The sequence below is a fragment of the Aerophototrophica crusticola genome (assembly GCF_012913305.1).
GTDB lineage: Bacteria > Pseudomonadota > Alphaproteobacteria > Azospirillales > Azospirillaceae > Niveispirillum > Niveispirillum crusticola.
Genome location: NZ_CP051775.1, coordinates 2,539,097 through 2,563,509 on the forward strand (window position 1 = coordinate 2,539,097; position 24,413 = coordinate 2,563,509).

Annotated in this window: 30 protein-coding genes and 1 pseudogene; 2 read left to right on the forward strand and 29 right to left on the reverse strand. The window is 69.9% G+C overall.

Annotation, left to right across the window (positions count from 1 at the left end; all coding sequences use genetic code 11):
• Nucleotides 1-74 precede the first annotated feature (74 nt).
• The 28 genes and pseudogenes from HHL28_RS12400 to HHL28_RS18730 form a co-directional block, all read right to left on the reverse strand.
• Nucleotides 75-1,583, reverse strand: coding sequence for an AMP nucleosidase (locus HHL28_RS12400; protein ID WP_075769685.1), 1,509 nt, complete (start codon nucleotides 1,581-1,583; stop codon nucleotides 75-77).
• 221 nt (nucleotides 1,584-1,804) lie between these two features.
• Nucleotides 1,805-2,029: a DUF6491 family protein gene (locus tag HHL28_RS12405; RefSeq protein WP_169655210.1), complete on the reverse strand. Its 225-nt coding sequence runs from the start codon at nucleotides 2,027-2,029 to the stop codon at nucleotides 1,805-1,807.
• On the reverse strand, nucleotides 2,011-2,199 hold the full coding sequence (locus HHL28_RS12410; protein WP_169655212.1) for a hypothetical protein: 189 nt from the start codon (nucleotides 2,197-2,199) through the stop codon (nucleotides 2,011-2,013). The genes HHL28_RS12405 and HHL28_RS12410 overlap by 19 nt, the downstream gene beginning before the upstream one ends.
• 55 nt (nucleotides 2,200-2,254) lie before the next feature.
• The gene (ftsY, locus tag HHL28_RS12415; RefSeq protein ID WP_075769683.1) at nucleotides 2,255-3,571 is read right to left on the reverse strand and encodes a signal recognition particle-docking protein FtsY; all 1,317 of its coding nucleotides are present in this window, start codon (nucleotides 3,569-3,571) and stop codon (nucleotides 2,255-2,257) included.
• 19 nt (nucleotides 3,572-3,590) lie between these two features.
• Nucleotides 3,591-4,766 (reverse strand): tRNA (N(6)-L-threonylcarbamoyladenosine(37)-C(2))-methylthiotransferase MtaB, encoded by a 1,176-nt coding sequence (gene mtaB / locus HHL28_RS12420; RefSeq protein ID WP_169655694.1) that lies wholly within the window; start codon nucleotides 4,764-4,766, stop codon nucleotides 3,591-3,593.
• 133 nt (nucleotides 4,767-4,899) lie between these two features.
• Complete coding sequence (gene dapF / locus HHL28_RS12425) at nucleotides 4,900-5,739, reverse strand: diaminopimelate epimerase (protein WP_075769682.1); 840 nt, start codon at nucleotides 5,737-5,739, stop codon at nucleotides 4,900-4,902.
• A gap of 194 nt (nucleotides 5,740-5,933) precedes the next feature.
• Complete coding sequence (locus tag HHL28_RS12430; RefSeq protein WP_169655214.1) at nucleotides 5,934-6,287, reverse strand: GtrA family protein; 354 nt, start codon at nucleotides 6,285-6,287, stop codon at nucleotides 5,934-5,936.
• A 3-nt stretch (nucleotides 6,288-6,290) separates the two neighbouring features.
• Complete coding sequence (locus HHL28_RS12435) at nucleotides 6,291-7,301, reverse strand: glycosyltransferase family 2 protein (RefSeq protein WP_075769681.1); 1,011 nt, start codon at nucleotides 7,299-7,301, stop codon at nucleotides 6,291-6,293.
• 120 nt (nucleotides 7,302-7,421) lie between these two features.
• On the reverse strand, nucleotides 7,422-7,604 hold the full coding sequence (locus HHL28_RS18705) for a hypothetical protein (protein ID WP_404325676.1): 183 nt from the start codon (nucleotides 7,602-7,604) through the stop codon (nucleotides 7,422-7,424).
• Between the two features lie 8 nt (nucleotides 7,605-7,612).
• Nucleotides 7,613-8,425, reverse strand: coding sequence for a hypothetical protein (locus HHL28_RS18710; protein ID WP_404325677.1), 813 nt, complete (start codon nucleotides 8,423-8,425; stop codon nucleotides 7,613-7,615).
• Nucleotides 8,426-8,448: 23 nt separating this feature from the next.
• A complete protein-coding gene (locus HHL28_RS18715) occupies nucleotides 8,449-9,030 on the reverse strand; it encodes a hypothetical protein (RefSeq protein ID WP_404325679.1) in 582 nt (193 codons plus the stop codon).
• Between the two features lie 77 nt (nucleotides 9,031-9,107).
• Nucleotides 9,108-9,464 (reverse strand): type II toxin-antitoxin system RelE/ParE family toxin, encoded by a 357-nt coding sequence (locus HHL28_RS12445; RefSeq protein ID WP_169655216.1) that lies wholly within the window; start codon nucleotides 9,462-9,464, stop codon nucleotides 9,108-9,110.
• A gap of 400 nt (nucleotides 9,465-9,864) precedes the next feature.
• Nucleotides 9,865-10,322, reverse strand: a pseudogene (locus HHL28_RS12455) (aspartate 1-decarboxylase).
• Between the two features lie 61 nt (nucleotides 10,323-10,383).
• On the reverse strand, nucleotides 10,384-11,712 hold the full coding sequence (gene deoA / locus HHL28_RS12460; RefSeq protein WP_075769676.1) for a thymidine phosphorylase: 1,329 nt from the start codon (nucleotides 11,710-11,712) through the stop codon (nucleotides 10,384-10,386).
• 84 nt (nucleotides 11,713-11,796) lie between these two features.
• The gene (locus tag HHL28_RS12465) at nucleotides 11,797-12,609 is read right to left on the reverse strand and encodes a TAXI family TRAP transporter solute-binding subunit (protein WP_169655220.1); all 813 of its coding nucleotides are present in this window, start codon (nucleotides 12,607-12,609) and stop codon (nucleotides 11,797-11,799) included.
• Nucleotides 12,610-12,965: 356 nt separating this feature from the next.
• On the reverse strand, nucleotides 12,966-13,319 hold the full coding sequence (locus tag HHL28_RS12470) for a hypothetical protein (RefSeq protein WP_075769674.1): 354 nt from the start codon (nucleotides 13,317-13,319) through the stop codon (nucleotides 12,966-12,968).
• Nucleotides 13,320-13,487: 168 nt separating this feature from the next.
• Entirely contained in the window at nucleotides 13,488-14,252 is a 765-nt protein-coding gene (locus tag HHL28_RS12475) for a methyltransferase domain-containing protein (RefSeq protein ID WP_075769673.1), read from the reverse strand.
• 101 nt (nucleotides 14,253-14,353) lie between these two features.
• Complete coding sequence (gene dmeF / locus HHL28_RS12480) at nucleotides 14,354-15,343, reverse strand: CDF family Co(II)/Ni(II) efflux transporter DmeF (protein ID WP_075769672.1); 990 nt, start codon at nucleotides 15,341-15,343, stop codon at nucleotides 14,354-14,356.
• Nucleotides 15,344-15,491: 148 nt separating this feature from the next.
• A complete protein-coding gene (locus HHL28_RS12485) occupies nucleotides 15,492-15,764 on the reverse strand; it encodes an SDR family oxidoreductase (RefSeq protein ID WP_075769671.1) in 273 nt (90 codons plus the stop codon).
• Nucleotides 15,765-15,770: 6 nt separating this feature from the next.
• Nucleotides 15,771-15,896: a hypothetical protein gene (locus tag HHL28_RS18720; RefSeq protein ID WP_404325683.1), complete on the reverse strand. Its 126-nt coding sequence runs from the start codon at nucleotides 15,894-15,896 to the stop codon at nucleotides 15,771-15,773.
• Between the two features lie 11 nt (nucleotides 15,897-15,907).
• Nucleotides 15,908-16,738: a metal ABC transporter permease gene (locus tag HHL28_RS12490; RefSeq protein WP_404325684.1), complete on the reverse strand. Its 831-nt coding sequence runs from the start codon at nucleotides 16,736-16,738 to the stop codon at nucleotides 15,908-15,910.
• Nucleotides 16,726-17,661, reverse strand: coding sequence for a metal ABC transporter permease (locus tag HHL28_RS12495; RefSeq protein WP_075769670.1), 936 nt, complete (start codon nucleotides 17,659-17,661; stop codon nucleotides 16,726-16,728). The genes HHL28_RS12490 and HHL28_RS12495 overlap by 13 nt, the downstream gene beginning before the upstream one ends.
• Nucleotides 17,662-17,668: 7 nt before the next feature.
• The gene (locus HHL28_RS12500) at nucleotides 17,669-18,451 is read right to left on the reverse strand and encodes a metal ABC transporter ATP-binding protein (protein ID WP_075769669.1); all 783 of its coding nucleotides are present in this window, start codon (nucleotides 18,449-18,451) and stop codon (nucleotides 17,669-17,671) included.
• 9 nt (nucleotides 18,452-18,460) lie between these two features.
• Complete coding sequence (locus tag HHL28_RS12505) at nucleotides 18,461-19,444, reverse strand: metal ABC transporter solute-binding protein, Zn/Mn family (protein WP_075769668.1); 984 nt, start codon at nucleotides 19,442-19,444, stop codon at nucleotides 18,461-18,463.
• A 101-nt stretch (nucleotides 19,445-19,545) separates the two neighbouring features.
• Entirely contained in the window at nucleotides 19,546-19,896 is a 351-nt protein-coding gene (locus tag HHL28_RS12510; RefSeq protein ID WP_404325687.1) for a helix-turn-helix domain-containing protein, read from the reverse strand.
• Nucleotides 19,877-20,161 (reverse strand): BrnT family toxin, encoded by a 285-nt coding sequence (locus HHL28_RS12515; protein ID WP_075769667.1) that lies wholly within the window; start codon nucleotides 20,159-20,161, stop codon nucleotides 19,877-19,879. The genes HHL28_RS12510 and HHL28_RS12515 overlap by 20 nt, the downstream gene beginning before the upstream one ends.
• 43 nt (nucleotides 20,162-20,204) lie before the next feature.
• A complete protein-coding gene (locus tag HHL28_RS18725; protein ID WP_404325688.1) occupies nucleotides 20,205-20,819 on the reverse strand; it encodes an HAD family hydrolase in 615 nt (204 codons plus the stop codon).
• Nucleotides 20,816-21,283, reverse strand: a complete 468-nt coding sequence (locus tag HHL28_RS18730) for a hypothetical protein (RefSeq protein WP_075769666.1) — start codon at nucleotides 21,281-21,283, stop codon at nucleotides 20,816-20,818. Before HHL28_RS18730 ends, HHL28_RS18725 begins: the two co-directional genes overlap by 4 nt.
• An 82-nt stretch (nucleotides 21,284-21,365) precedes the next feature.
• Here HHL28_RS18730 and HHL28_RS12525 point away from each other — a divergent pair, with 82 nt between their 5' ends.
• Together HHL28_RS12525 and HHL28_RS12530 are read left to right on the forward strand one after the other, a co-directional pair.
• Nucleotides 21,366-22,307, forward strand: coding sequence for a nucleoside hydrolase (locus HHL28_RS12525; protein ID WP_075769665.1), 942 nt, complete (start codon nucleotides 21,366-21,368; stop codon nucleotides 22,305-22,307).
• Between the two features lie 230 nt (nucleotides 22,308-22,537).
• A complete protein-coding gene (locus HHL28_RS12530) occupies nucleotides 22,538-23,935 on the forward strand; it encodes a sensor histidine kinase (RefSeq protein ID WP_075769664.1) in 1,398 nt (465 codons plus the stop codon).
• A 6-nt stretch (nucleotides 23,936-23,941) separates the two neighbouring features.
• On the opposite strand, the gene HHL28_RS12535 is transcribed toward HHL28_RS12530, so the two are convergent.
• Nucleotides 23,942-24,259 carry a hypothetical protein gene (locus HHL28_RS12535; RefSeq protein ID WP_075769663.1) on the reverse strand — a complete coding sequence of 106 codons (318 nt, stop codon included), beginning with the start codon at nucleotides 24,257-24,259 and terminating at the stop codon, nucleotides 23,942-23,944.
• Nucleotides 24,260-24,413: the final 154 nt, after the last annotated feature.

Genomic DNA, 24,413 nt, shown 5'->3' on the forward strand with positions numbered 1-24,413 from the left:
CGCGTAATCCGACGGCCATGCGGCCGCCGGTGTCGGATTACGGCGCCGCACGGCGCCTAATCCGACCTACGACATCATTGGAACGCCGCCTCGTCAAAGCTGCGCAGTTTGCGGGAGTGCAGCTTCTCCAGGCCGTAGTCGCGCATGATCTCCATGGCCAGCATGCCGATGGCCAGGTGCTGGTCCACCCGTTCCCGGTAGAAGGCGTTGGCCATGCCGGGCAGCTTGATCTCCCCGTGCAGGGGCTTGTCGGAGACGCAGAGCAGCGTGCCGTAGGGCACCCGGAAGCGGAAGCCGTTGGCCGCCACCGTGGCGGATTCCATGTCCAGGGCGATGGCGCGGGACTGGCTGAAGCGGCGTTCCGGCTCGCGGTAGTCGCGCAGTTCCCAGTTGCGGTTGTCGATGGTGGCCACCGTGCCGGTGCGCATCAGGCTCTTCAGGGCGTAGCCCTCCAAGCCCGTCACCCGCTCCACCGCCTTCTCCAGGGCCACCTGCACCTCCGCCAGGGCGGGGACGGGGACCCAGGTGGGCAGGTCGGCGTCCAGCACCTTGTCCTCCCGCACATAGCCGTGGGCCAGCACATAGTCGCCCAGCCGCTGCGTGTCGCGCAGGCCGGCGCAGTGGCCCAGCATCAGCCAGACATGGGGCCGCAGCACGGCGATGTGGTCGCTGATGGTCTTGGCGTTGGACGGGCCCACGCCGATGTTGACGATGGTGATGCCGTTCCCGTCCTTGCGCTTCAGGTGGTAGGCGGGCATCTGCGGCAGGCGCGCCACCTTCGCCCCTTCCGGGGCGCGGCCGGGGTGCAGGGCCTGGTTCCAGGTGATGTGGTCGCCCGGCTCGATGAAGGCCTCATACTGGTCGCGATAGGCCTGGACCGCCGGGTCGTCGCTGGGCTGCATGATCTCCAGCCCCTTGCGCACGAACTCGTCGATGTAGAACTGGTAATTGGTGAACAGGACGTAGTTCTGGAAATGGTCCGGCTTGGTCGCGCAATAGTGCTTCAGCCGGTGCAGGCTGTAATCCACCCGCGGGGCGGTGAACAGGGCCAGCGGGGACGGTTCCCCCTGCATCAGCTGGAAGGTGCCGTTGACGATGCTGTCGTCCATCAGCGCCAGGTCGGGCAGGTCGAACACCTCCCGCATTTGGTACAGCCGCTCCGGCGTCAGGTCCCCCTCCACATGCATGCCCTCGGGATAGGCGAACTGGATGGGGATGGGGGTGCGGCTGGTGCCCACCTCGATGGCGACGCCGTGGTTCTTCACCAACAGGCGGAGCTGTTCCCGGTAATAATGGTCGAACAGGTCCGGCCGGGTCACGGTGGTGCGGTAGGTGCCGGGGCCGGCCACGAAGCCGAAAGCCAGCCGACCGTCGACGCGGGGTTCCGTATCCACCCGGATTTGTACGAAGGGGTAGCAGGCGCGGACCCTGCCATGGATCGCCTCGCCCTTGGCGAAGGCCTGGAACCGGTCGCGCAGGTACTGGGTGGCGGTCTGGTAAAGGGACAGGACGCGCTGGTAAGCGCCCTCCGCGTCGGCGAAGGCTTCCACCGGTTCGGTATCGGTCGTCAATGTCGGGATCATGCAAGCTCCTACGAGTTTGCACGCCTATATGCCTGCATCACCGCCCGTCTGGGAAGCACCGATATGTTGAAGCTTTCCTGACGATATGTTGAAGGTGGGAGAGCTTTTCATGTTCCTCAGGCACCGGCGCAGGCTCCGCCTGCTTGGCTTACGCGGGCATGGGCCCGCGCGGCGGCGGTCGCCGCCGTGGCGGCTTCATGGAGAAGCCGCCATGGGGCCGGTCAGCGGGCCGCCTCGGCCACCTTTGCCGTCTCCGGTACCTTCCACATCTTGGTGATCAGGCAGGGCCGCCCCTCGACGAAGACCCGGTCGCCCGGGCAGACGGACCCGGCGGTGGATTGCAGGCCGATGGCGAGGCCGTCGGTCAGCCTCGCCTGGCAGAAGCCGCCGAAGCGCAGCAGGTAGCGCCCCTCGTTCGTCTGGAGGATCAGGTTTTCCTCATCCACCGGGTGAAGTTGTAGACGGGCGTCGCCCAGGCGCAGGCATCGTCCTTGCCGGTCTTTTCCGCCGAGGCCACCACGGCCTGGAGTTCGGCCTTGCGGGCCGCCTTCTGTTCCGGGCTGGCGCAGGCGGCCAGGGCCAGGGGGAGCAGCAGGAGGGCGAGGGTCGGGCGCATGGGCATCACTCCGCGGGCGGGCCATCCGCCTATGGAAGTGGCGACGGGGCCGGCTTTATTCCAGCCCCACCAGGGCCCGGGCAAAGGCCTTCGCCTCGAAGGGACGCAAATCATAGACGCCCTCGCCCACGCCGATGAAGTGGACGGGCAGCTTGAACTTCTCCGCCAGGGCGACCAGCACGCCGCCGCGGGCGCTGCCGTCCAGCTTGGTCAGGACCAGGCCGTTGATGGCGACCATGTCCTTGAACACCTCCACCTGGGAATGGGCGTTCTGGCCGGTGGTGGCGTCCAGGGTCAGCAGGGTGGTGTGGGGGGCGTCCGGGTCCAGCTTCTTGATGACGCGGACCACCTTGCGCAGCTCGTCCATCAGGCCGGCCTTGTTCTGCAAGCGGCCGGCCGTGTCGATCAGCAGCACGTCCGCCCCGGCAGCCTTGGCCTGCTGGAAGGCGTCGAACGCCAGACCGGCCGCGTCGGCGCCCGTGTCCCGGGCCACCACGGGGCAGCCGGTGCGCTCCCCCCAGATCTTCAGCTGGCTGACGGCCGCGGCGCGGAACGTGTCGCCCGCGGCCATCCACACGGTCTTGCCCTCGGCACGGAGCTGGCGGGCCAGCTTGCCGATGGTGGTGGTCTTGCCGGTGCCATTGACCCCCACCACCAGCACCACATGGGGCTTGCGGGCGGGATCAATGGTGAGGGGCTTCGCCACCGGCTCCACGATCTTCTGCACCTCCCCCGCCAGGTACTCGCGCACCTCCTGGGGGGAGACCTCCTTGCCGAAACGGGTCTTGGCGAGGCCGGCGGTCAGCCGCGCCGCGGTGGTGGGGCCAAGGTCGGCCCGGATCAGCAGCTCCTCCAGCTCCTCCAGCGCCTCATCGTCCAGCTTCTTCTTGGTGAAGATGCCGGTGATCCCCTCCGTCAGGCGGGAGGTGGACTTGGACAGGCCATCCTTCAGCCGGGAGAACCAGCTCTTCTTCTCCGGCTTGTCCTCCAGCTCGGGGATGGCATCGGCCTCAAGGGCGGCCGGGAGGGGGGAAACTTGCTCCGGCTCCGCGGCGAAGCCGGCCTGTTCGGGGGTGACTTCGGGAGTGGGCTCTCCATCCTCCTCCCTGTCATCCCGGCGCAAGCCGGGAGCCAGGGTCAGGGGATCGACGTCGGGGTCAACGTCGGCCGGGGCAGGCGGAGGGGTCGGTGCCTGGGGCTCCTGGGTCCCCGCTTCCGCGGGGATGACGGTGGAAGGGGGGATGGCGGAATCACTGTCCGACACCGTCTCCGGCACCGCCGCGGGGGTCGCGTCCGGCACCACCTCCGGCGCCTTCGCCTCCTCCGTCTTGGCGGGCTCGGCGGGCTTCTTCTTGCGGAACCAGTCGAACATCAGTCCAGCACCGTGGCGGTCAGGGTGTCGCCCGAAATCCCGCCAGCCTGGCGCGGACGATGGCGCCGGGCTCGCCCGGGCGGTCCAGGGTGACCTGGGCGAAGGTGGGGGTGCGGCCCAGGGTGGGCTTTTCCAACAGGATGTCGGCGGTGGTGCCCACCAGCCCTTCCAGGTGGCGGCGCACCTGCACCTCGCCCAGGGCACGCAGGCGGGCGGCGCGCTCCTTGCGGACGGGGCCGGGGACCTGGGGCATCTTGGCGGCGGGGGTTCCGGGGCGCGGGCTGTAGGGGAAGACGTGCAGCCAGGTCAGGCCGCATTCCTCCACGCTGCACAGCGTGTTCTGGAACATCTCCTCCGTCTCCGTCGGGAAGCCGGCGATGATGTCGGCGCCGAACACCATGTCGGGGCGCAGGGCCCGGGCCTTCTCGCAGAAGGATATCGCGTCGGCGCGGCTGTGGCGGCGCTTCATGCGCTTCAGGGTCAAATCGTCCCCGGCCTGGAGCGACAAATGCAGGTGCGGCATCAGCCGCGGCTCCTCCGCCACCAAGCGCCAGAGGTCGTCGTCCATCTCCACCGCGTCCAGGGAGGACAGGCGCAGGCGCGGCAACTCCGGCACGGCCGCCAGCAGGCGGCGCACCATCTGGCCCAGGGTCGGCTGGCCCGGCAGGTCGGGGCCGTAGCTGGTGACGTCCACCCCGGTCAGCACCACCTCATTGTAGCCGGCGGCCACCAGGGCGCGGACCTGGGCCACCACCTCCCCCATGGGCACGGACCGCGAATTGCCGCGGCCGAAGGGGATGATGCAGAAGGTGCAGCGGTGGTCGCAGCCGTTCTGCACCTGGACGAAGGCGCGGGCGCGGCCCTCCATGCCCTGGATCAGGTGGCCCGCCGTCTCCCGCACCGACATGATGTCGTTGACGCGCACCCGCTCCGTCGCCCCGGCGCCCAAATCGGCCCAGGGCTGGGCGGTCAGCTTGGCGTCGTTGCCCAACACATGGTCCACCTCCGCCATGCCGGCGAACCCGTCCGGGTTAACCTGGGCGGCGCAGCCGGTGACGACGATCTTGGCGCCCGGCCGCTCCCGCCGCAGCTTGCGGATGGTCTGGCGGGCCTGCCGCTCGGCCTCGGAGGTGACGGCGCAGGTATTGACGATCACCACGTCGCCCAGGCCGGCGGCGCGGGCGTGGGTGCGCATCACCTCCGACTCATAGGTGTTCAGGCGGCAGCCGAAGGTGACCAGGGTGGGCCCGCCCTCCTCCCCGCTGAACACGGGGGGCCGGCCTCCTCCTCGGCATGGACCTGGTCGCGGTCGCGAAGGTGCGCGTCGCTCATGCCGGCACCCGCTCGTCCAGCAGGCTGGGGTGCAACACGCCCTCGAAGGAGGTGGCCACCGGGCCGGTCATCAGCACGTGGCCGTCCTCGCGCCACGCGATATGCAGGTCGCCGCCGTCCAGCCGCACGGTCAAGGCGCGCTCCGCCAAGCCCCGGCGGATGGCGGCCACGCCCACGGCACAGGCGCCGGACCCGCAGGCCCGGGTGATGCCGGCGCCCCTCTCCCACACCCGCATGCGGACCAGGGTGGGGGACAGGACCGTTGCCACCTCGATATTGCAGCGCTGGGGGAACAGGGGGTGGTGCTCCAGCACGGGGCCGTGCGTCGGGAGATCCACCGCCTCCGCGTCAGGCACGAAGAAGACGGCGTGGGGGTTGCCCATGTTGACACCCACCGCGTCGGCCAGCGGGCCGGCGGCGGCGGACAGGTGCAGCGTGTCCTCTTCCCGGGAAAGCGGGATGTCCTGCCAGCCCAGCCGGGCCGGCCCCATGTCCACGGTCACCAGCCCGTTGGCGTGCACTGTGGCGCCCAGCAGGCCGGAAATGGTGCGGATGGTCAGGTCGTCCTTGCCCAAGCCCCCTGCCACCAGGCTGGCCACGCAGCGGGTGGCGTTGCCGCAGGCCCCGCTCTCGCTGCCGTCGGGGTTCAGGATGCGCATGAAGACGTCGGCGCCCGCGTCCCGCTCCAGCACGATCAGCTGGTCGAAGCCCACGCCGGTGCGCCGGTCCCCGATGGCGCGCGCCTGCGCCGCCGTCAGGGACAACGGGTCGTGTCGGGCATCGATGACAACGAAGTCGTTGCCCAGCCCATGCATCTTGAGGAATCGGCGCGCCATGATGCGCCCTTATATGGCGAGCGGCCGGGGTTGGTAAACCGGGCAGCGGGTCAGGGCGGGGATGCGTGGGTGGGGACCCGAGGGCTGTCCGGATCACCCCCGCCGGAACACCAGGAACTTCGACGCCACGAAGTTGAACGCCATGCCGGACAAGCTGCCAGCGGCCTTGGCCAAGTAGGGCAGCAGGGGCAGGGTCACGGCGGGCCAGGGGGCCAGCGGGGGCCGAAGGTGACGACGGCGGCGTAGACGGCATAGTTGACCGCCGCCCCCACCCCGTTGGCAGCCAGGAACTTGGCCCATTGCGCCAGGGCGCGGCGGCGGCTGACGCCGCGGAAGGTGAAGGTGCGGTTCAGGTACCAGGTGAAGGTGGCGGCGACCAGGTAGCTGAACAGGCCGCCGCTGTAGACGCCCAGGCCCAGCAGGTTCAGCGCCACCCACAGGGCGCCCATGTCCACGAACAGGGCCACCCCGCCGATCACGGCGAAGCTCAACAGTTCCCGGCGCAGGCCGCCCGCAGGGGCGGCGGGGGCGGACGCGGCGTCGGCCATGCCTCAGGCCGCGCCCTTGACCGTGGCGGGGTCGAAGTCCGGGGCCGGAACCTCCAGGTACTTCAGGCGCTTCATCTCCCGCCGGCCACGGGTCACCGTGTCCAGGATCAGGCCGCAGACCAGCGACAGGAAGGACAGGATCATCAGGCCCGTGGACAGCACCGCCGTGGGCAGCCGGGGCACCGTGCCCGTCTCCATGAAGTAGGTGAAGATGGGCCAAGCGATGACGACCGAGACCAGGGCCAGGGCCAGGGCCACCAGCCCGAAGAACTGCATCGGCCGCTCCTCCTTGATCAGCTTGCCGATCATCCAGAGGATGCGGAAGCCGTCGCGGAAGGTGCTGAGCTTGGAGACGCTGCCGGGGGCGCGATCCTTGTAGGGGGTCTCCACCTCGCCGATGGGCATGCGCATCTCCAGCGCGTGGACCACCAGCTCCGTCTCGATCTCGAAGCCGCCGGCCAGGACCGGGAAGCTCTTCACGAAGCGGCGGGAGAAGACTCGGTAGCCGGACAGCATGTCCTGGGTGCGCTTGCCGAACACCATGGTGACCAGGGTGGTCAGCAGCACGTTCCCGAACCGGTGGCCGGTGCGGTAGTTCTCCCAATCCGTCACGCGGGCGCCGTTGACCATGTCCAGCTGCTCCGCCAGCAGCTTCTCCACCAGCAGCGACGCCTTGGACGCGTCATAGGTGTCGTCGCCGTCCACCATCACGTACACGTCCGCCTCGATGTCGGCGAACATGCGGCGGACCACGTTGCCCTTGCCCTGCAACGGCTCCCGCCGGACCACGGCGCCGGCCTTGCTGGCCAGCTCCACCGTCCGGTCCTTGGAGTTGTTGTCATAGACATAGACCGTGCAGCCCGGCAGGGCCGCCTTGAAGTCCGCCACCACCTTCTCGATGCTGGCTTCCTCATTGTAGCAGGGCACCAGCACGGCGATGCGGGGCGTGGCCGGCTGGGCCACGGCCGCGGGGGCCTGGATCGGGTAAAGGGTCGCGGTCTGCGGCGTGGACATCTGGATCAGGGTCCCGACTGGGGAAGAAGATGACTTCTACCCATAGATAACACGAAAAGGGGCGAAAGGATGGTGCCGTCCGGGCTTTCCCGTGCAACCCGCCCTTGCCGCCCGGGATTGTCACCCCGCCCGTTTCACGGGGCACAGCTTCATCGGCTCATCCAGGTTGCTGGTCACCGGCTGGCAAGCGTCCAGGTCGGCCTTCAACCCGTAGAAGGGCAGGATGTGGTCGTTGGTCCAGGTCTCCCAATGGGCGACCAGCAGGTAGAAGTCGCCGGTATGGGCGGCGATCCGCTCCCGCATCCCCTTGTTCAGCAGGATGTCCCGTGGTCCGGGTGGATGAAGTAGCTGTGGATACGCAGGAACGGCACCTGCTTGGGGAAACCGGTGATCAGGAAGCTGGTGGGGGCGTATCCGGTCTGCAGGATGATGGTGTTGTCCGGGTTGGGCAGGCTCGGGGCCTGGACCTCCACGAACCGGTCGGACCAGGGGATGCGCGCCCAAGTGCCGGGCTTGGCCGTGACCGTGACCAGGGCCAGCAGGGCCAGCGCGATGGCCGCCCGCGCCTTCACGGGGATGGGCCAGAGGGCGATGGCCGCCACGACCAGCAGCGGCGCCAGCATCTCCAGCGGGATCAGGTAGCGGTAGATGCTGAACAGCTTCAACCAGACCAGGTAGGTCAGCGCCCCCGCCACGAGCAGGTAGACCAGTGGCCGCCGGTCCCCCACGGCCGGGGCGGCGGCACCGCGCAACCGGCCCCAGAGCAACAGGAGGGGCGTCAGCAGCAGCACCACATAGGCCACGGGGACCCGCAGGTCGCGGAAGATGATCTCCCCCACCAGCTTCGGATCGGCTACCCAGCTGAAGGGGAACAGCAGTTTCGGCAATAGGCCCGGCGGGATGAACTTGTCGTCCCGGTACGCCTCCGGCACGCCCCAGGGCGACTTGATGATGTCGTTGAAATAGGGGAACAGCGGGTTCTCGTACCGGCTCCACAGGTGCCACATCCAATGGCCGGAGAAGAGGGCCATGCCGGCGATGACGCCGATGCCGAACCAGAAGCTCAGGAAGAACCGCCGCCAGAACCCGCCCGCCACCAGCAGGAAGGCGAAGCACAGCCCCACCGCATAGGGCAGCGTCGGCTGCTTCAGCCCACGGCACTGCCTACCAGGAGCCCGCCGAAGGCCACGGTGGCGAAGGCGCGCCCGGGCGGGCCGTCCCAGACCACATGCGCCTTGGCCGCCACCACCCAGGCGGCGCCCAGCACGAACAGGCTGATGACGTTGTCATAGAAGGTGGTGCCGACCAGCCCCACCTGCCCGCCGCCGAAGAAGCCGATGGCCGCCAGGGCCAGGGCCGCCACCTCACGCCGCCCGGCCGGCAGGCCCGCCAGCAGCACAAGCGACAGGCCGTAGAGCGGCAGGATGTTCAGCCCCTGCACGAGCCCGATGGCCGCCCCCACCGCCTTGGCGGGCAGCACCTGCGCCAGCCAGTAGACCGGCAGGTCCAGGGTGGGGTTGTAGAAGCTGGCCACCTGGGCCGGCGCCACGTCGAACCCTTCCCGCCCCGTCAGGTAGGCGTAGGCGTTGTACCAATGGTAGTTCCGCAGGTCCCAGTTCCCGTCCTGGCCCAGGGCCAGGGACAAGCCGGCCACCAGCAGCGGGAACAGGGCCAGCGCCAGCAGCACCAGCGGCGGGGTCGGGCGGGCGGCAGGATCAGGGGTGGGCATCGGGGCCGTGCATCAGGAAAAGCTCCCGCCTTGGTAGGGGAGCGACACGGCAAGATCAAGGCGGGGGTGCGGCAGCCTCAGGGAAGGTCCTGCCAGGGGCCACGCACGCGGATGATGAGGACGACGCCGGTTTCCTCGATGATCCTATAGCGAATACGGTGCCCCTCGACGATGCGCATCCGATACGCAGCATTCCTGTCGTCAATCGGCCATCGATAAGGACCATCTGCCAACATCCGCAATGCCTTGCTGATCGCGCTCGCCCGTTTCAGGGCAGCTCGTCCACCACGGGAATAGTAGAGTCTGATATCTTCCAGGTCGGACGCGGCTCGCGGCGTGTACAATAGGCGATAGGGCATGATTTCGGTTCTTAACGAAGCTTGCGTGCCTTCGGTGGCGGCAATTCGTTGTCCGTGCCCCAACTTTCGATCCACGCATGGACCTCCTCGCCGGGAATCCCGATACCCTCCTCCGAGTACTCCCGCCAAGCCTCCTCGGTCAGGCGCGCGTCCTCCTCCTCGGGGTCTCAAGGCGCTTGCGGATCGGATCGTCAGGCATCGCATTCCCCTCCCGTCACTCCGTCCATCCATCAGAAACACTGGCGGGCTTGGGGGCGCGGCAGTTCGCGGTTGGTCCCCAAGCTGTCCAGCCAAGCCTCAACCTCCTCAATAGGGATGCCAATGCCCTGGTCAGCCTTGCGCAGGGCATCTTCCGTCAGCCGCCGACCCTCTTCCTCTGGCGTTTCAACACGCGTCCCGGCCGGATCGTCAGGCATGGCTGTCCCCCATCCGCCTGCAACAGTAACACGGGATGCGGGACGCCGAAACCAGGTCTTCACCCCTGGATAGGCACGGGCACCAGGGTGGCCTCGGCCTCGCCGTCGGTGATGTCCAGGGTGCGGAAGTCGAAGTCGCGGGTCTCGCCCTTGTAGACGTCGTAGCACAGCACCCGGTCCACCCGGTTGTCCGGGTGGAAGGTCAGGACCTTGGGCTTCACGGTGTACAGGTCCCGCGGCTCGATGCTTTGGGACGCGGCGATGATCACCTCGTCGCCCTTCTGGCAGGTGCGGGCGGCGGCGCCGTTCAGCACGCAGCAGCGGGACCGGGCTCCCCGAAGATGACGTAGGTGCTGATCCGGGCGCCGGAGTTCTTGTTCCAGATCTCCACGAATTCCAGCGGGTAGATGCCCGCCAGGGCGCATTGTTCCGGGTCCAGGGTGATGGAGCCGTGGTAGTTCAGGTCGGCCCCGGTGACGCGGATGCCGTGGAACTTGGCGCGGACGATCTTGATCATGGGGCCCCGACCCTGTGGCGATGCCCGGGATGGGCACGCCACGCTGCAATGGCGCCGTGCTCTACCCTGCCGTGACCCGCCCGGCAACGGGATTTTGGGGGACGGGCTCCGCCTCGCCGATGGTCACGGCGCGCCGGATGGCCTCCGCCGCCGCGTCGGCCTCCGCCCCCGTCCGGGCGTGGACGATGCAGAGCGGGGCTTCCCCCGGCCCCACGCGGGTGCCCAGGGCGGCGACGTCGCTGAAGCCAACCGCCGGGTCCACGGGGTCACTGGCCTTGGCCCGGCCGCCCCCAAGCGCAACGACGGCCAGCCCGATGGCCCGAACGTCCTGCCCCGCCACGAAGCCGGCCCGCGGCGCCTCCACGGCCCGCACCACCGGCGCCGCGGCCAAGTGCTTGCCCGGCTCCTCCAGCAGGTCCGCCGGCCCGCCCAGCACCCGGACCATGCGGGCGAAGTGCTCTGCCGCGCGTCCGCTGTCCAACGCCGCATCCACCTTGGCCCGGGCGTCGTCCAGGTCGGTGGCGAGGCCGCCCAGCAGCAGCAGTTCCGCCGTCTGCTCCCGCGTCACGTCCCACAGCCGCCCCTCCCGCGCGCCGCCGGTGAGGATGTCCAGGCATTCCCGCACCTCCAGCGCGTTGCCGGCGGTCCGGCCCAACACCTGGTCCATGTCGGTCAACAAGGCCACCGTGGGCAGGCCGGCGCCCGTGGCCGCATCCACCAGGGCCTTTGCCAGCGCCTCCGCGCAGTCCCGTTCCGGCATGAAGGCGCCGCTGCCGAACTTCACGTCCAGCACCAAGCCCTGCAAGCCCGCCGCCAGCTTCTTGGACAGGATGGAGCAGGTGATCAGGTCCAGGCTTTCCACCGTTGCGGTCACGTCGCGGATGGCATAAAGCCGGCGGTCGGCGGGGGCGATGTCCGCCGTGGCGCCGACGATGGCGCAGCCCGCCTCCCGCACCGCCTGGCGCAGCAGGGGCGTATCCGGCTGCGCCCGGTAGCCGGGGATGCTTTCCATCTTGTCCAGGGTGCCGCCGGTGTGCCCCAGCCCCCGGCCGGAGATCATGGGCACGAAGCCGCCGCAGGCCGCGACAATGGGGGCGAGCACCAGGCTGACCTTGTCCCCCACCCCGCCGGTGGAGTGCTTGTCCAGGATGGGGCCGGGCAGCCCCTCCGGCGTCCAGTCCAGCACGCTGCCGGAATTGGTCATGGCGCGCAGCAAGGCCACCCGTTCGGCCCTGTCCAGGCCGCGGAAGAACACCGCCATGGCGAAGGCCGCGGCCTGCCCTTCCGTCACGCTGCCGTCGGCGATGCCGGTGACGAAGCGGGCCAGCGCGTCAGGGTCGAGCCGTCCGCCGTCGCGCTTGGTACGGATGACTTCCTGGGGCAGGAACATGGGACCTCGTGCCGGTAGTCTCAGTCGGACTTACCGATAGCCTGTCCCGAAAGTTCGGGCAAAGTCCAATCCGGTGAAGCTGTTTCAGCGTGCCCGTACCTGCTGGCAGGGCATGGCGACGGGATCGCGGCCATAGGCGGCGGCGGCACCGGGGTGCAGGGGGGCCACCGGGCGGGCGGGCACCGGCTGTTCCAGGGCCAGGGGGATCGTATCGCCCGCCTTCAGCAGGTCACGGTTCGGCTTTGCCGAGAGGGCCTGGGCCATGGGGCCGGCCAGGGTGGCGGGAAGGTCCGGCCCGGCGATCCAGACCACGGGCTGGTCCAGGGTCTCCACCGCCCCCGCCTCCCCATAGGTCCCGGCCGGGATCTTCCCCGGGCCGGAGAAGGGATGCAGGGCGGACAGGCGGCCCGCCGCCTCCCCCGTCACGGGCAGCAGCACAACCTTCTGGGCGGCGGCCAGCTCGGCCACCTTGGGATCGGGCACCGCGGCGATGCGGAACAGGGCGTCCACCTTGCCCTCCGCCAAGGCGGCAAGGGCATCATCCCCCGCCAGTTCCTGGGCGCGCACGTCGCGGCGGCGCAGGCCATGGGCGGTCAGCAGCCGGTCGGCCAGCCGCCGGTCGGCCGAGGCGGCCTTGCCGATGGCGACGCGGCGGCCCTTCAGCCCCTCCACCGTGGTGATGTCCAGGCCGGGGCGGACGAGCACATGCAGCGTCTCCCCATACAGGTCGCCCAGCAGGGTCAGGTTGGCGGGCTTGGCGTTGGGTTCGGCGGGGCAGCGAGCGGCATGGACCGCGTCGGCGGTGGCGATGCCCGTGTCCACCTGCCCGCCGGCCACGGCGGCGGTGATGTCACCCTGGACCGGCAGGCTCTGCGCCAGGGCCACCAGCCCGGGCACGCCGCAGGCCTCCCCCGGCCGGCAGGGGGCAGGCCGGGTGGCCGCGACAGCACCCCCGCCAGGACCGTGCCCGTCTGGAACCCCAGGGTCCCGGTGGGGCCGGCGGCGATGCGCAGGTAACGGACCTCCGCCGCCGGCACGTCGGGCACGCGCCACAAGGCCGCGGCCAGCAGGGCCAACAGGACTAGCGGGGTGATACGCCAGACGAGGGAGGACATGATAGGGCGCCGCAGCAGCCGCGATTGACAGACATAACGCCCCAACCCCTTGTCCGGTCAAAGGCGAAGCTGCGTCAAAGTGCGGAATCGCCACGGCTGTTGCGACCATGCTTCACCCCTTCCGGGTGGCCGACCCAGCTACTCCTTCCGGCAAGCCGCGGCGGTGGCCCCGGACTGGGCGCAGCGCATGCCGGTGGAGCTTTTGAAGCTGCCGTCGCTGGTGCGGCGGACGGAGATGCCGTTGCTGAACTGCACCCAGCCGGCGCTGCCCCAATGGGTGCTGATGCCGTTGGAGAAGGCGAGCTTGCCGTCCGGCAGCTTGGTGATGCTGACGCCGTTCTCGAACTTGATCCGGCCGTCCTCTTCCAGGGCGCTGCGGCCGTTGGTGCAGGTCACCACCTCCCCCGTCGCCGCCTCCATGGTACGGCAGGTGAAGCCGTCCGTGCCGCCGGACAGGACAAGCGCATACACCGCGATTTCCAAGGCGTTCACGCCGGCACTCCCCGCAAAACCGCCAAGACACCACCATAGATAAGGGTATGCCGGGGTGCCCGCGCAATCCCCCGGGCGCACGGGTAAACTTTTGTTACATCGTTGGTCGTCGATCGCCCGCGACCAACGCCCCGTTCAAGCGCGCCGGCGCAGGCTCACGCCGCCGGGTCACACCCTTGCCATGAGGAACAGGCGGCGGAAGGGGAACAGCGTGTGGCCGCCCGTTTCCGGCGGGTAGGCTTCCCGCAAGCGGTCGCGGTAGGCGGCGATGAAGGCATCCCGCTCCGCCCCTTCCAGCCGCTCCAGCACCGGCAGCAGGGCGGTGGACCTGACCCATTCCAGCACCGGGTCCGGCCCGTCCAGCTCATGCAGGTATTCCGTTTCCCAGACCTGCACGCTGCGGCAGATCGGGCGCAGCAGGCGCCAGTAGAAGGCGGGCGGGTGCACCGGCTCCTCCGCCAGCGCCCCGTCCAGCTTGGCCGCCCAGGGGCCGGTGGCTGCCACCTCCCGCATCAGGGCGTGGCTGGGGCTGGCGAAGTTGCGGGGCATCTGGCAGGCCAGCACCCCGCCGGGGGCAAGCGCCAACAACAGCCGGGGGAACAGGGTCTGGTGGTCCGGCAGCCAGTGCAGGGCCGCGTTGCTGAAGGCCAGGTCCACGGGTTCCGGCGGATGCCAATGGGCGATGTCGCCCAGCTCCCATGCCACCCGGCTGGACTGGCCCACCGCCTTGGCCAGCATGGCAGAGGAACTGTCCAGCCCCACCACCCGCGCGTCGGGCCATTTATCCGCCAGTCGCCGGGCCAAATGCCCGGTACCGCAGCCAAGGTCCACGATCCGGGCGGGCTCCAGCGGTGGCAGGGCGGCGATCAGGTCCTGCCCCGGCCGCTCCCGCGCGCCCTGGAAAAGGTCGTACTGTTCCGGGTCCCAGGCCATGGCGGACATCCCTCGTAGGTCGGATTAGCGAAGCGTAATCCGACATGAAGGGGCAAGCCCGTGGGGACGTCGGATTACGCGGCTGGCGCCGCTAATCCGACCTACTCTACCTGCACGGTCACGTGGCTCAAGCCCTCCAGCCCGGCCAGCCGTTCCCGGAAAAAGCCCGCGCGGCGGCCTGCCGGGTCGGTCACGTGGGCGACGGCGGCCAAATGGCCGGGGCCCAGGCGCCAAAGGTGCAGGTCGGTGACGGTGGCGCCCGTGTCCTGCAGCCGGCCGCGGATGGCGTGCTCCAGCTTCGTGTCCGGCACGGCGTCCAGCAGGTTCGCCCCGGCGTCGCGCGTCAGCCCCCAGGACCAGCGGGCGATCACCACCGCGCCCAGCAGCCCCACCGCCGCATCCATCCAGGTCCACCCCAGCTTCCACCCCGCCGCCAGTCCCAGGATGGCGAGGACGGAGGTCAGCGCGTCGGCCAGCACGTGGAAATAGGCGGAGCTGAGGTTCAGGTCCCGCCGGTGGGCGTGCCGGCCCTCATCCTCACGGTGGCCATGGTCATGGTCGTGGTGGTCATGGTGACCGTGCCCATGGTGGTGCCCGTGCTCCTTGTCGTGCAGCAGGGCGGCACTGGCCAGGTTGACGACCAGGCCCAGCACCGCCACCAGCATGGCTTCCCCGAACCGGATCTGCCCCGGGTCCAGCAGCCGCTCCACCGATTCCCAGCCGATCATCAGGGCGACGAAGCCCAGGGCCACGGCGCTGGCGAAGCCCGCCAGGTCGCCCACCTTGCCGGTGCCGAAGCTGAAGCGGGGATCGCGGGCGTGGCGGCGGGCGAAGGCATAGGCCCCCGCCGTCACCAGCAGCGCCCCGGCATGGGTCGCCATGTGCCAACCGTCCGCCACCAGGGCCATGGAGCCGAAGACGGTCCCCGCCCAGATCTCCGCCACCATGGTGACCACGGTCAAGCCGATGACCCACCAGGTCCGCGACTCGTTCCGCCGGTGCCCGGCGCCCAGGAACCCATGGTCCCGCGCGGCGCAATCATCCGCAGGCGTGTGGTGGTGGGGATGGGGGTGGTCGTGGTGGTCTGGCATGGACGGGGTCCCGGGTTCAGGCCCGAAGGGCAGCCAAGTCTACACGGACGACACGGACCGGCACACGGGACAACCGCGGACGACAAGGATCGGCTCCGCCGGGCAGGTACCGGTCCGTGCCCGTCCGTAAATCGTCCGTGCCCCTGGCTCAAACAGCCGGCGCCTGCACCACCAGGTCGCAGCGGCCCCAGCAGGTGCGGCACTCGGCCACCGCCTCGGCCAAGTCGGCGGGGGAGGACGGGTCGCCGGGAAGGAAGACGGCGATGCCGCCATTGCCGGTGTTCAGCGCCAGGACCAAGCGGTGGCCCCGGTCGATGTCGGTGTCCAGCACCACCAGCCGGGCCCCTGCCGCCTTCAGGGCCCAAGCGGCCCCCGCCGCCGGGCCGTCGCTGCCCGCCACCACGATGCCGGATCTGTCCATGCCGCCTCAGACGCCTTCCGCCGCCAGGTCCAATGCCGCGGCGCGCGCCCGGCGCCGCTTGGCCAACACGCCGTAGCGCGGGGCCAACAGGATGGCAAGGGCAAGGAAAAGGCCCGACAGGGTGGCGATCATGCCTGCCGCGTTCAGCGACGTCTCAAACCCCAGGGCCAGCGGCCCGAAGGCGCCCAGGACATACCCCCCACGCCGGTGATCCCGCCGACCAGCAGGGACAGGGCCACCTGGGCCTTCAGGTCGTCGGTCAGCAGCCGCGCCGTGGCCGGCGGGCAGATCAGCATGGCGATGACCAGGATGCTTCCCACCGCCTCGAACGCCGCGATGGCCGCGATGGCGGTCAGCGCCACGATGCCGTGCTGGACAAGGCCGGCGGGGATGCCCAGCGTGTCCGCCAGGGCCGGGTCGAAGCTGACCAGCCGCAATTCCTTGAAGAACAGCACGATCAGGGCAAGGCAAAGGAAGAACACCACCGCCACCTGCACCACCTGCCGCGGCAGGGTTGACCACACCGCCGGGTCGGCCAGGGAGGACAGGTCGGTGGGCCCGAACCAGAGCACGGCCTCCAACTGGCCGTACAGCACGCAGTCCGCGTCCAGGTCCACGGCGCGGGCGGCGCCCTGCTCGATCAGCACCACGCCCAGGGCGAACATGCCGGTGAAGACCACGCCCATGGCCGCCCCCGCCTCCACCTTGCCCAACCGGCGGACCAGCTCGATCAAGACCCCGGCCACCAGGGCCGCCACCAGGGCGCCGGCCAGCATGGGGAAGGTGTCCCGCGTGCCGGCGACCAGGAACCCGGCGACGATGCCGGGCAGGACGGCATGGCTGACCGCGTCGCCCATCAGGCTTTGCCGCCGAAGCACTAGGAAGTTGCCCACCAACGCGCAGGACAGGCAGGCGAAGGTGGCCGCCAGGATGGCCGGCAGGTCGATGGAGAGGAAGCCGGTCATGCCCCCCATGGCGTCCCCTCCCCCAGGGTCACGTCGCCCCGAGCGATGGCGCCACGCAGCCGGCGGTACCGCCAGGTCTGGGCCAGCAGGCCGCGCTTGGGCGCGAACAGCAGGCTGAGGGTGAACAGGGCCGTGGCCGTCAGCACGATCACCGCGCCGGCGGGCATGTCCTCATACTTGGCGGACAGCCAGGCGCCGATGCCGCCGCTCAAGCCCCCGATCAGGGCGGCGATGCCCACCATGCTTTCCAGGCTGTCGGTCCAGAACCGGGCGGCGGCGGGCGGGGTGATCAGCAGGGCGATGATCAGGATCAGGCCGACGGTCTGCAACCCCACCACCGTCACCAGGGTGACCAGGGCCATCAGGGCCAGGTCGATGCGCCCGGCGGGCCAGCCCTGGACCCTGGCGAACCCCTCGTCGAAGGCGACCAGCTTCAGTTCCTTGAACAGCAGGGCCACCACCAGCGCCGCCAGCAGGGCCAGCACGCCGAGGCCCGCCGCCTCCGCCGCGCGCATGGCCGCGGTCTGGCCGAAGATGAAGGTCTTGATCCCCGCCGCCCCGCCGGTGGGCAGGCCCTGCACCACCGACAGCAGCACGATGCCCAGCCCGAAGAAGCAGGACAGCACGGCGCCGATGGCCGCGTCCTCCGGCAGGCGGGTCCAGCGGGTGATGGCCTGGATGGCCAGCACGCCCAACACCCCGCTGGCGGCGGCCCCCGCCAGTAACAGGGGCAGCGACCGCCCCTCCACCCCGAACCAGGCGCCCAGCAGGAAGGCGCCGGCGATGCCCGGCAGGGTGGCGTGGCTCAGCGCGTCGCTGACCAGGGCCCGGCGGCGCAGCAGCATGAAGGTGCCCACCACGCCGGACGCGATGCCCAGGGCCGTGGCCCCGAACAGCACCACCAGGGTGTTGAAGCCCAGATCGCCGATCATTTCCGGCTCATGGCAGCAGCGGCGCGTCGCTCGCCCTATGGCCATAAGTGGCGCGGAGGTTGGCGTCGGTCAGCACCTCCCGCGTGGGGCCGGACGCCACCACCTTCACGTTCAGCATCAGCACGTGGTCGAAGACGTCGGCCACGGTCTGGAGGTCATGGTGCACGCAGACGACGGTACGGCCCTGGCTGTCCAGGTCGCGCAGCACGTCCAGCACCGCCCGCTCCGTGGCGGCGTCCACGCCGGCCAGCGGCTCATCCATGAAATACAGCCGGGCCTCCTGCGCCAGGGCCCGGGCCAGGAACACCCGCTGCTGCTGCCCGCCGGACAATTGCCCGATCTGGCGGTTGGCGAAGTCCGCCATGCCCACCCGGTCCAAGGCGTGCAGCGCCGCTTGCCTGTGGGCCTTGGACACCCGGCGGCCCCAGCCGATCATGCGGTAGCGGCCCATGGCCACCACGTCCAGGGCCGACACGGGGAAGTCCCAGTCCACGCTTTCCCGCTGGGGCACATAGCCCACCAGCCGGCGCTGCCGCGCCAGGGGCCGCCCGAACACCTCCACCGTCCCGGCGAGCGGCGGGACCAGGCCCAACACCGCCTTCAGGAAGGTGGACTTGCCGGCGCCGTTGGGGCCGACCACGGCCACGAGGCCCTGCTGCGGCGCCGTCCAGGACACGTCCCACAGCACCGGGCGGCGGTGGTAGGCCACCGTCAGCCCCTTCACCAGCAAGGGGCTGACCCCCGCCTCCTTCGGCGGGATGAAGTCCAGGGAGCGCAGGCGTTGCAGCATGGTCCCCCCTTACCGCGCCAGCGCCAGCCGGCCCTGGAAGCCGCCCGCCGGGGCGTTGCCGCCAAGGGCGCGGGCGATGGTGGTGACGTTGTGGTCGATCATGCCGACATAGCTGCCTTCATAGGTGCCCGGGGCGCCCATGGCGTCGGAGAACAGGCTGCCGCCGATCACCACCTTGTGCCCGCGGGCAGCGGCCCCTTCCACCAGGGCGCGCACGTTGCGGTCGGTGACGGACGTCTCCACGAACACGGCCGGGACCTTGCGGTCAACCAGCATGGCCACCAGCTCCTCGATCCGGCGCAGGCCGGCCTCCGACTCCGTGCTGATGCCCTGGATGCCCACCACTTCCACCGCATAGGCGCGGCCAAGGTAGTTGAAGGCGTCATGGGCGGTGACCAGCACCCGCCGCTCCTGCGGGACGGAAGCGAGGACGTCCGCCGCATAACCGTGCAGCCGCTCCAGCTCCTTGGCATAGGCGTCGGCATTGACCTTGAAGGTGGCGGCGTCCGCCGGGCGGAAACTGGACAGGGCGTCCCGCACCACCTCCAGCCCCCGGCGCCACAGGCTGACGTCCATCCAGACATGGGGGTCCGGCTCCCCCTCGAACCCGGCGGGGGTGAGCAGGCTGTCCTTGCCGATCCCCTCCGCCACCGCCACGGACGGGCGGCCGGTCTTGCCCACCCGCTCCAGCGCGTCGGTCATTTTGCCTTCCAGCAGCAGGCCGTTGTAGAACACGGCCTCCGCCCCCATCAGGCGGGCCACGTCGCTGCGGGTCAGCTTGTAGGTGTGGGGGTCGATCCCCTCCCCCAACAAATTCTCCACCACGGCCCGGTCGCCGGCCACGGCGCGGACCAGCTCCGCCACCTGCGCCGTGGTGGTGAGGACCTTCGCCGGCTTGCCCTGCGCCCGCGCGGCCAGCGCAACCCCCGCCAACGGCAGGGAAGCGGCCAGCGCCAGCAGGTGACGTCGGGGCAAGGCAGGGGCTTGGGTCATCGCACCGTCCGGACGGTTGAGCATTCCAGCATATAAAGCGCCCCCGGCCGCGTGCAAGCGGTGGGGGAACAGCCCAATCGGGTCAGGGTTCCTGGGTTGGTTCAGGCAGCCAGCGCCTGACGGACGGTTTCCGGCGCGTGCTCTATGACCCGCAAGAGCGTGCGGGCAGTGCCCTCCGGCTGGGCACGGCCCTGTTCCCAGTCACGTAGGGTGTAGAGGTTCAGTCCGAAAGTGCTGGCGAATTCCTCTTGGGTCATGCCCAACTTGCGGCGAAGTGATCTGGGATCGGGATAGGCACGAACAACGCGGAACTCGGCCTCGTCCAGTTCGCCAAGGTCGATGCCGCCATCCTCGACGATATGACGCTGGATATCCTCTTCCGTGGTGGCCTCCATCTTCGCGCGATCCTCAAACCGCGCGGCCTCCACATCCTCAAGGGAAAAACGCGGCATGTTTCCTCCGTTCCTTCCGGTTTGCGATGTGGGCGGAGATGATCCAGCGATAGGGGCCGTCCTCTGCCATGCGCCATGTGTAGATGACCGCTAGATACATGCCGTCTGCCATACCGATGGCGTGGATTCTTCGCTCCCCATAATCAAACCGGGTGTCATCCCGCTCGACGGTATGTCCCAGGAAGATACGGGCAGCCGCCAGGAAGCCGAACCCGCGTTCCCTGAGGTTCCTCTCACTTTTGGCGGGGTCGAAATCTATCTTCACGATGCCAAACTAAGGCCAGCCCTTACCCAAGTCAAGACACACGCTATCTCCGCCGAACCGTCTTCACCACCGTGGGGTGCTGCATCAGGGCCAGGAAGGGCAGGTCGGAGGGGCGGTTGCCGTAGCCCCAGGTGCCGGTGAAGGGGCCGTGCTCGGCCAGGTAGGCGGTGACGCGCCGGGCCTTTTCCTCCCGCACACAGTTGCCGCCGGACAGGTGGCCGGTGAGGACGCCGTCCTTGCACTCCAGTTCCGTCGCCAGCAGGGCGTCCACCGGCAGGCCGTCCAGCAGGGCCGGCATGTAGAGGGCCAGGGCGCCGGTGGCCACCACCACCCGGTCGCCCTTGTCCGCGTGGCGCCGCAGCGTGTCCAGCAAGGGCGGGTGCCAGCGCAGCCAGGGTTTCAGGCCGGTTGCCGCGTCCTGTGCCTTGGATACCGGGACGCCCTTCAGGGTGCGGGCCAGGAAGCCGGTCTTCACCGCGGTGCGGATGTCGAACCCGGGCCCCGGCCGCCGCGCCGCCTGGCGCAGGGCGCGCTGCACGGACAGCAGGAAGGCCGTGCGGGCGCGGCGGCGGCCGACCAGCCGTTCCACGAACGGCACCAGGCTGTCCCCCTGGACCAGCGTGCCATCGAAGTCGAAGATGGCAATGCCCCGGCTCACAGCCGGACCCGCCGGCGCAGCGCCACCCCGCCCCAGGCGCCCAGCACGATGGCGGGGGCCGTCAGGGGCATGGTTTCCGGCGTGTCGAAGAAGCGGCCGAACCCGCCGGAGAAGGCCAGCAGGGTCAGCACCGCCAGGAACACCCAACTGGCGTTGGCCTCTGGCACGGACAGCTTCAGGCGCAGGTGCTTCAGGGTCAGCCGCAGCCCGGCATGGGCCAGGAAGGCGGCCAGGAAGCTCAACCCCATGGGCGCCAGCACCCCTTCCACCAGGTCGGGGATGCCGTCCAGCCAGCGCAGGGCCACCTGGGCCAGCAGGCCCACCTTCACGGCCAGCACCCAGAGGACGCCATAGAAGATGGCGTAGATCAGCACGCCGTTGGCGACCAGGTTGACGGCACGGGCGAACAGGGCGGGCCTCCGAAAGAAACGGGCCGGCGCGCCGGGAAAGACCCCACGGCGCACGGTCGGCGTGAAAATAGCCCCCGCGGCGCTTTCCTCTCAATAGCTTTGCGGGTAAGTCCTCTCCCATCCGAGGAGAGACAGAATGGCGCCCGAGAAGATCATCATCGACACCGACCCCGGCCAGGACGACGCCGTGGCCATCCTGCTGGCCCTGGCCAGCCCCGAGCTGGAGGTGCTGGGCATCACCGCCGTGGCCGGCAACGCGCCCCTGCACCTGACCGAGGTCAACACCCGCAAGATCTGTGAGCTGGCGGGCCGCCCGGACATCAAGGTCTTCGCCGGCTGTGACAAGCCCATGCTGCTGGAGCTGCACACGGCCCCTGAGGTGCACGGCCCCACCGGCCTGAACGGCCCGGACCTGCCGGACCCGGCCATGCCGCTGCAGGGGCAGCACGCCGTGGACTTCATCGTGGAGACGGTGCTGAACGAGCCGCCGGGCACCGTCACCCTGTGCCCCCTGGGGCCGCTGACCAACGTGGCCCGCGCGCTGATGAAGGACCCGCGGGTGGCGGCGCGGCTGAAGCGCATCGTGCTGATGGGCGGGGCCCAGTCGGAGGGCGGCAACAGCAGCCCGGTGGCGGAGTTCAACATCTTCGTCGACCCCCACGCCGCGGACGTGGTGCTGAAGTCCGGCGTGGACATCGTCATGTTCCCGCTGGACGTCACCCACCAGGTGCTGACCAGCCAGAAGCGGATGGAGGCCATCGCCGCCATCGGCACGCCGCTGGCAAAGGCGACCTACCAGATGCTGGACTATTACCGGCAGTATGACGAGAAGAAGTACGGCACTGACGGCGGCCCCCTGCACGACCCCTGCGTCATCGCCTGGCTGATCAAGCCGGAGCTGTTCGAGGGCAAGCGCGTCAACGTGGAGGTGGAGGTGTCCAGCCCCCTGACCATCGGCCAGACCGTGGTGGACCATTTCCACAAGACCGGCCGCCCAACCAACGCCGTGTACATGCGCAAGGCCGACGCGGACGGGTTCTTCGACCTGCTGACGGAGCGGCTGAGGCGGCTGGGGTAACGGCGGGGACCTTGCCAGCTCGGAGCCAAGAACATCCACGGACACGCACAACACACCCACGGACACGCACACAAGATCATTGCGGTTTCGCCGCCCAGGCAGCGCCGCAGGCAGTTCTTCTCGTGAATGTTCGTGCGTGTCTGGTGCGTGTCCGTGTGTGTATCTTGCCCCACGGCCCGCATCATGGGACCTGACCCCGTCGCAGATCCCGTCCTTCCCCACCAGGAGACATGGCTCTTACCCTGCCCCCCTTCGCCCGCAGCCTGTCATCCAAGCTGCTGCTGCTGACGGTGGCCTTCGTCATGCTGGCGGAGGTGCTGATCTTTCTGCCGTCGGCGGCCAAGTTCCGGGTGGACTGGCTGAACGCCCGGCTGGCCTCCGCCCACCTTGCGGCCCTGTCGGTGGTCGCCGCACCCGAGGGCATGGTGACGGACGAGCTGGAGGCGGAGCTGCTGAGCCATGTCCAGGCCTATGCCGTGGACGTGACCCTGGCGGACAAGCGGGTGCTGATGCTGATGCGGCCGGACCAGCCCGCCCCCATGGCCCGCTATGACCTGGCGGCATCCGGGCCGCTGGACATGATCAGGGAGACGTTGGCCCTGCTGCTGCGGGTGGGGAACCGCGTGGTCACGGTCACCGGCCCCTCGCCCAAGGACCCGGCGGTGGGTGTGGCCATGCTGGTGCAGGAGGGGCCGCTGCGGGCGGCGCTGCTGGAGTTTTCCGGCAGGATCCTCTGGCTGTCCATCATCATCTCCCTGGTCACGGCCAGCCTCGTCTTCCTGTCCCTGCATGTCCTCACCGTGCGGCCCATGCGGCGGCTGGTGGAGGCGATGATGGCGTTCAAGCGCGACCCGGAAAGCGCGGAACCGGCCGCCCGCCTCGCCACCCGGCGGCAGGATGAGGTGGGCATCGCCCATCGGGAGCTGCTTTCCATGCAGGCCGCCGTCCGCCAAGCCCTGCGCCAGCGGGAGCGGCTGGCAACGGTCGGCACGGCGGTGACCAAGATCAACCATGACATACGGGGCATCCTGTCCTCTGCCACCCTGCTGTCGGAGCGGCTGCTGGACAGCCCGGACCCGCAGGTGCGGCGGGACGGGCCGCGCATCCTGGCGGCGCTGGAACGGGCGGCCCAGCTCTGCGGCCAGACCCTGGACTATACCCGCGACGGCGTGGCCCCACCCCGGCGGGAACCGGTGGCCCTGGCCCGGCTGGCGGAGGAGGTGGGGGAGGCGCTGCTGGTGGAGCACAGCCAACTGCCCCAGGCGGCCGCCCCGGTCTGGCAGGTGGACATCCCGGAAGAGCTGGTGCTGGAGGCGGACCGGGGCCAGCTTTTCCGCGCCCTGGGCAACCTTGGCCGCAATGCGCTGGAGGCGGGCGCGACACGGGTGACGGTGGCGGCGGTGGGGGAGGACGGGCATGTACGGCTGTCGGTCGGCGACGACGGCACCGGCCTGCCGACCAAGGTGCTGGACCGGCTGTTCCAGCCCTTCGCCTCATCCGGCAAGCCCAATGGCACGGGCCTGGGCCTCGCCATCGCGCGGGAGGTGGCGCGGGCCCATGGCGGCGACATCCGCCTGGACGGCACCGGCCCGGGCGGGACGCGGTTCACGATGGTGCTTCGGGGGTGACGGCGGTCAGGCAGGGCTGCCGTTCCGGCGGCGGCGCCAGGTCTTCCACTTGCGTTCCCCCCAGACCATCATGCGGCTGACGGGGCCCTTCAGGAAGGGCAGGTCGATGGCCAGCAGCAGCAGGCCGATGGGCAGCATCCAGACGCCCAGCACCGGCAGGAAACTGAACACCCCGCCCACCATGAACAGCAGGGCGACGGGCACGCGGATCCAGACGGCGCGCGGGCGGCGCAGGCGGCTGACCTGGACGCTGACGGGGTCCGGCAGGGCTTGTTCCAACTTGTCGAACTGGCGGTCGAGGCGCCGTTCTTCCTTGTCGCTCACGAGGGCGGTCTCCGGCTGGCGGATACGCTGAGGCTAAGGTCGGCAGATGGCGGGAGCATGGCGGCTGGTCAAGCCCACCCGTCCTATTGCCCCCTCAAACGCCCCCGGCTCGGGGGCCGGGGCAGGCTCGCGCCCGCTCCGCGGGCCCATGCGC

Bases quoted from the DNA above. Each gene is read 5' to 3' on its own strand.
- HHL28_RS12400 (WP_075769685.1), bottom strand. From the start codon at position 1,583: ATGATCCCGACATTGACGACCGATACCGAACCGGTGGAAGCCTTCGCC.
- HHL28_RS12410 (WP_169655212.1), bottom strand. From the start codon at position 2,199: ATGCGCCCGACCCTCGCCCTCCTGCTGCTCCCCCTGGCCCTGGCCGCC.
- ftsY (WP_075769683.1), bottom strand. From the start codon at position 3,571: ATGTTCGACTGGTTCCGCAAGAAGAAGCCCGCCGAGCCCGCCAAGACG.
- mtaB (WP_169655694.1), bottom strand. From the start codon at position 4,766: ATGCGCACCCACGCCCGCGCCGCCGGCCTGGGCGACGTGGTGATCGTC.
- dapF (WP_075769682.1), bottom strand. From the start codon at position 5,739: ATGGCGCGCCGATTCCTCAAGATGCATGGGCTGGGCAACGACTTCGTT.
- HHL28_RS12430 (WP_169655214.1), bottom strand. From the start codon at position 6,287: ATGGCCGACGCCGCGTCCGCCCCCGCCGCCCCTGCGGGCGGCCTGCGC.
- HHL28_RS12435 (WP_075769681.1), bottom strand. From the start codon at position 7,301: ATGTCCACGCCGCAGACCGCGACCCTTTACCCGATCCAGGCCCCCGCG.
- HHL28_RS18705 (WP_404325676.1), bottom strand. From the start codon at position 7,604: ATGCGGGAGCGGATCGCCGCCCATACCGGCGACTTCTACCTGCTGGTC.
- HHL28_RS18715 (WP_404325679.1), bottom strand. From the start codon at position 9,030: ATGCCCACCCCTGATCCTGCCGCCCGCCCGACCCCGCCGCTGGTGCTG.
- deoA (WP_075769676.1), bottom strand. From the start codon at position 11,712: ATGTTCCTGCCCCAGGAAGTCATCCGTACCAAGCGCGACGGCGGACGG.
- HHL28_RS12475 (WP_075769673.1), bottom strand. From the start codon at position 14,252: ATGGCCTGGGACCCGGAACAGTACGACCTTTTCCAGGGCGCGCGGGAG.
- dmeF (WP_075769672.1), bottom strand. From the start codon at position 15,343: ATGCCAGACCACCACGACCACCCCCATCCCCACCACCACACGCCTGCG.
- HHL28_RS12485 (WP_075769671.1), bottom strand. From the start codon at position 15,764: ATGGACAGATCCGGCATCGTGGTGGCGGGCAGCGACGGCCCGGCGGCG.
- HHL28_RS18720 (WP_404325683.1), bottom strand. From the start codon at position 15,896: ATGATCGCCACCCTGTCGGGCCTTTTCCTTGCCCTTGCCATCCTGTTG.
- HHL28_RS12490 (WP_404325684.1), bottom strand. From the start codon at position 16,738: ATGGGGGGCATGACCGGCTTCCTCTCCATCGACCTGCCGGCCATCCTG.
- HHL28_RS12495 (WP_075769670.1), bottom strand. From the start codon at position 17,661: ATGATCGGCGATCTGGGCTTCAACACCCTGGTGGTGCTGTTCGGGGCC.
- HHL28_RS12500 (WP_075769669.1), bottom strand. From the start codon at position 18,451: ATGCTGCAACGCCTGCGCTCCCTGGACTTCATCCCGCCGAAGGAGGCG.
- HHL28_RS12505 (WP_075769668.1), bottom strand. From the start codon at position 19,444: ATGACCCAAGCCCCTGCCTTGCCCCGACGTCACCTGCTGGCGCTGGCC.
- HHL28_RS12510 (WP_404325687.1), bottom strand. From the start codon at position 19,896: ATGCCGCGTTTTTCCCTTGAGGATGTGGAGGCCGCGCGGTTTGAGGAT.
- HHL28_RS12525 (WP_075769665.1), top strand. From the start codon at position 21,366: ATGGCGCCCGAGAAGATCATCATCGACACCGACCCCGGCCAGGACGAC.
- HHL28_RS12530 (WP_075769664.1), top strand. From the start codon at position 22,538: ATGGCTCTTACCCTGCCCCCCTTCGCCCGCAGCCTGTCATCCAAGCTG.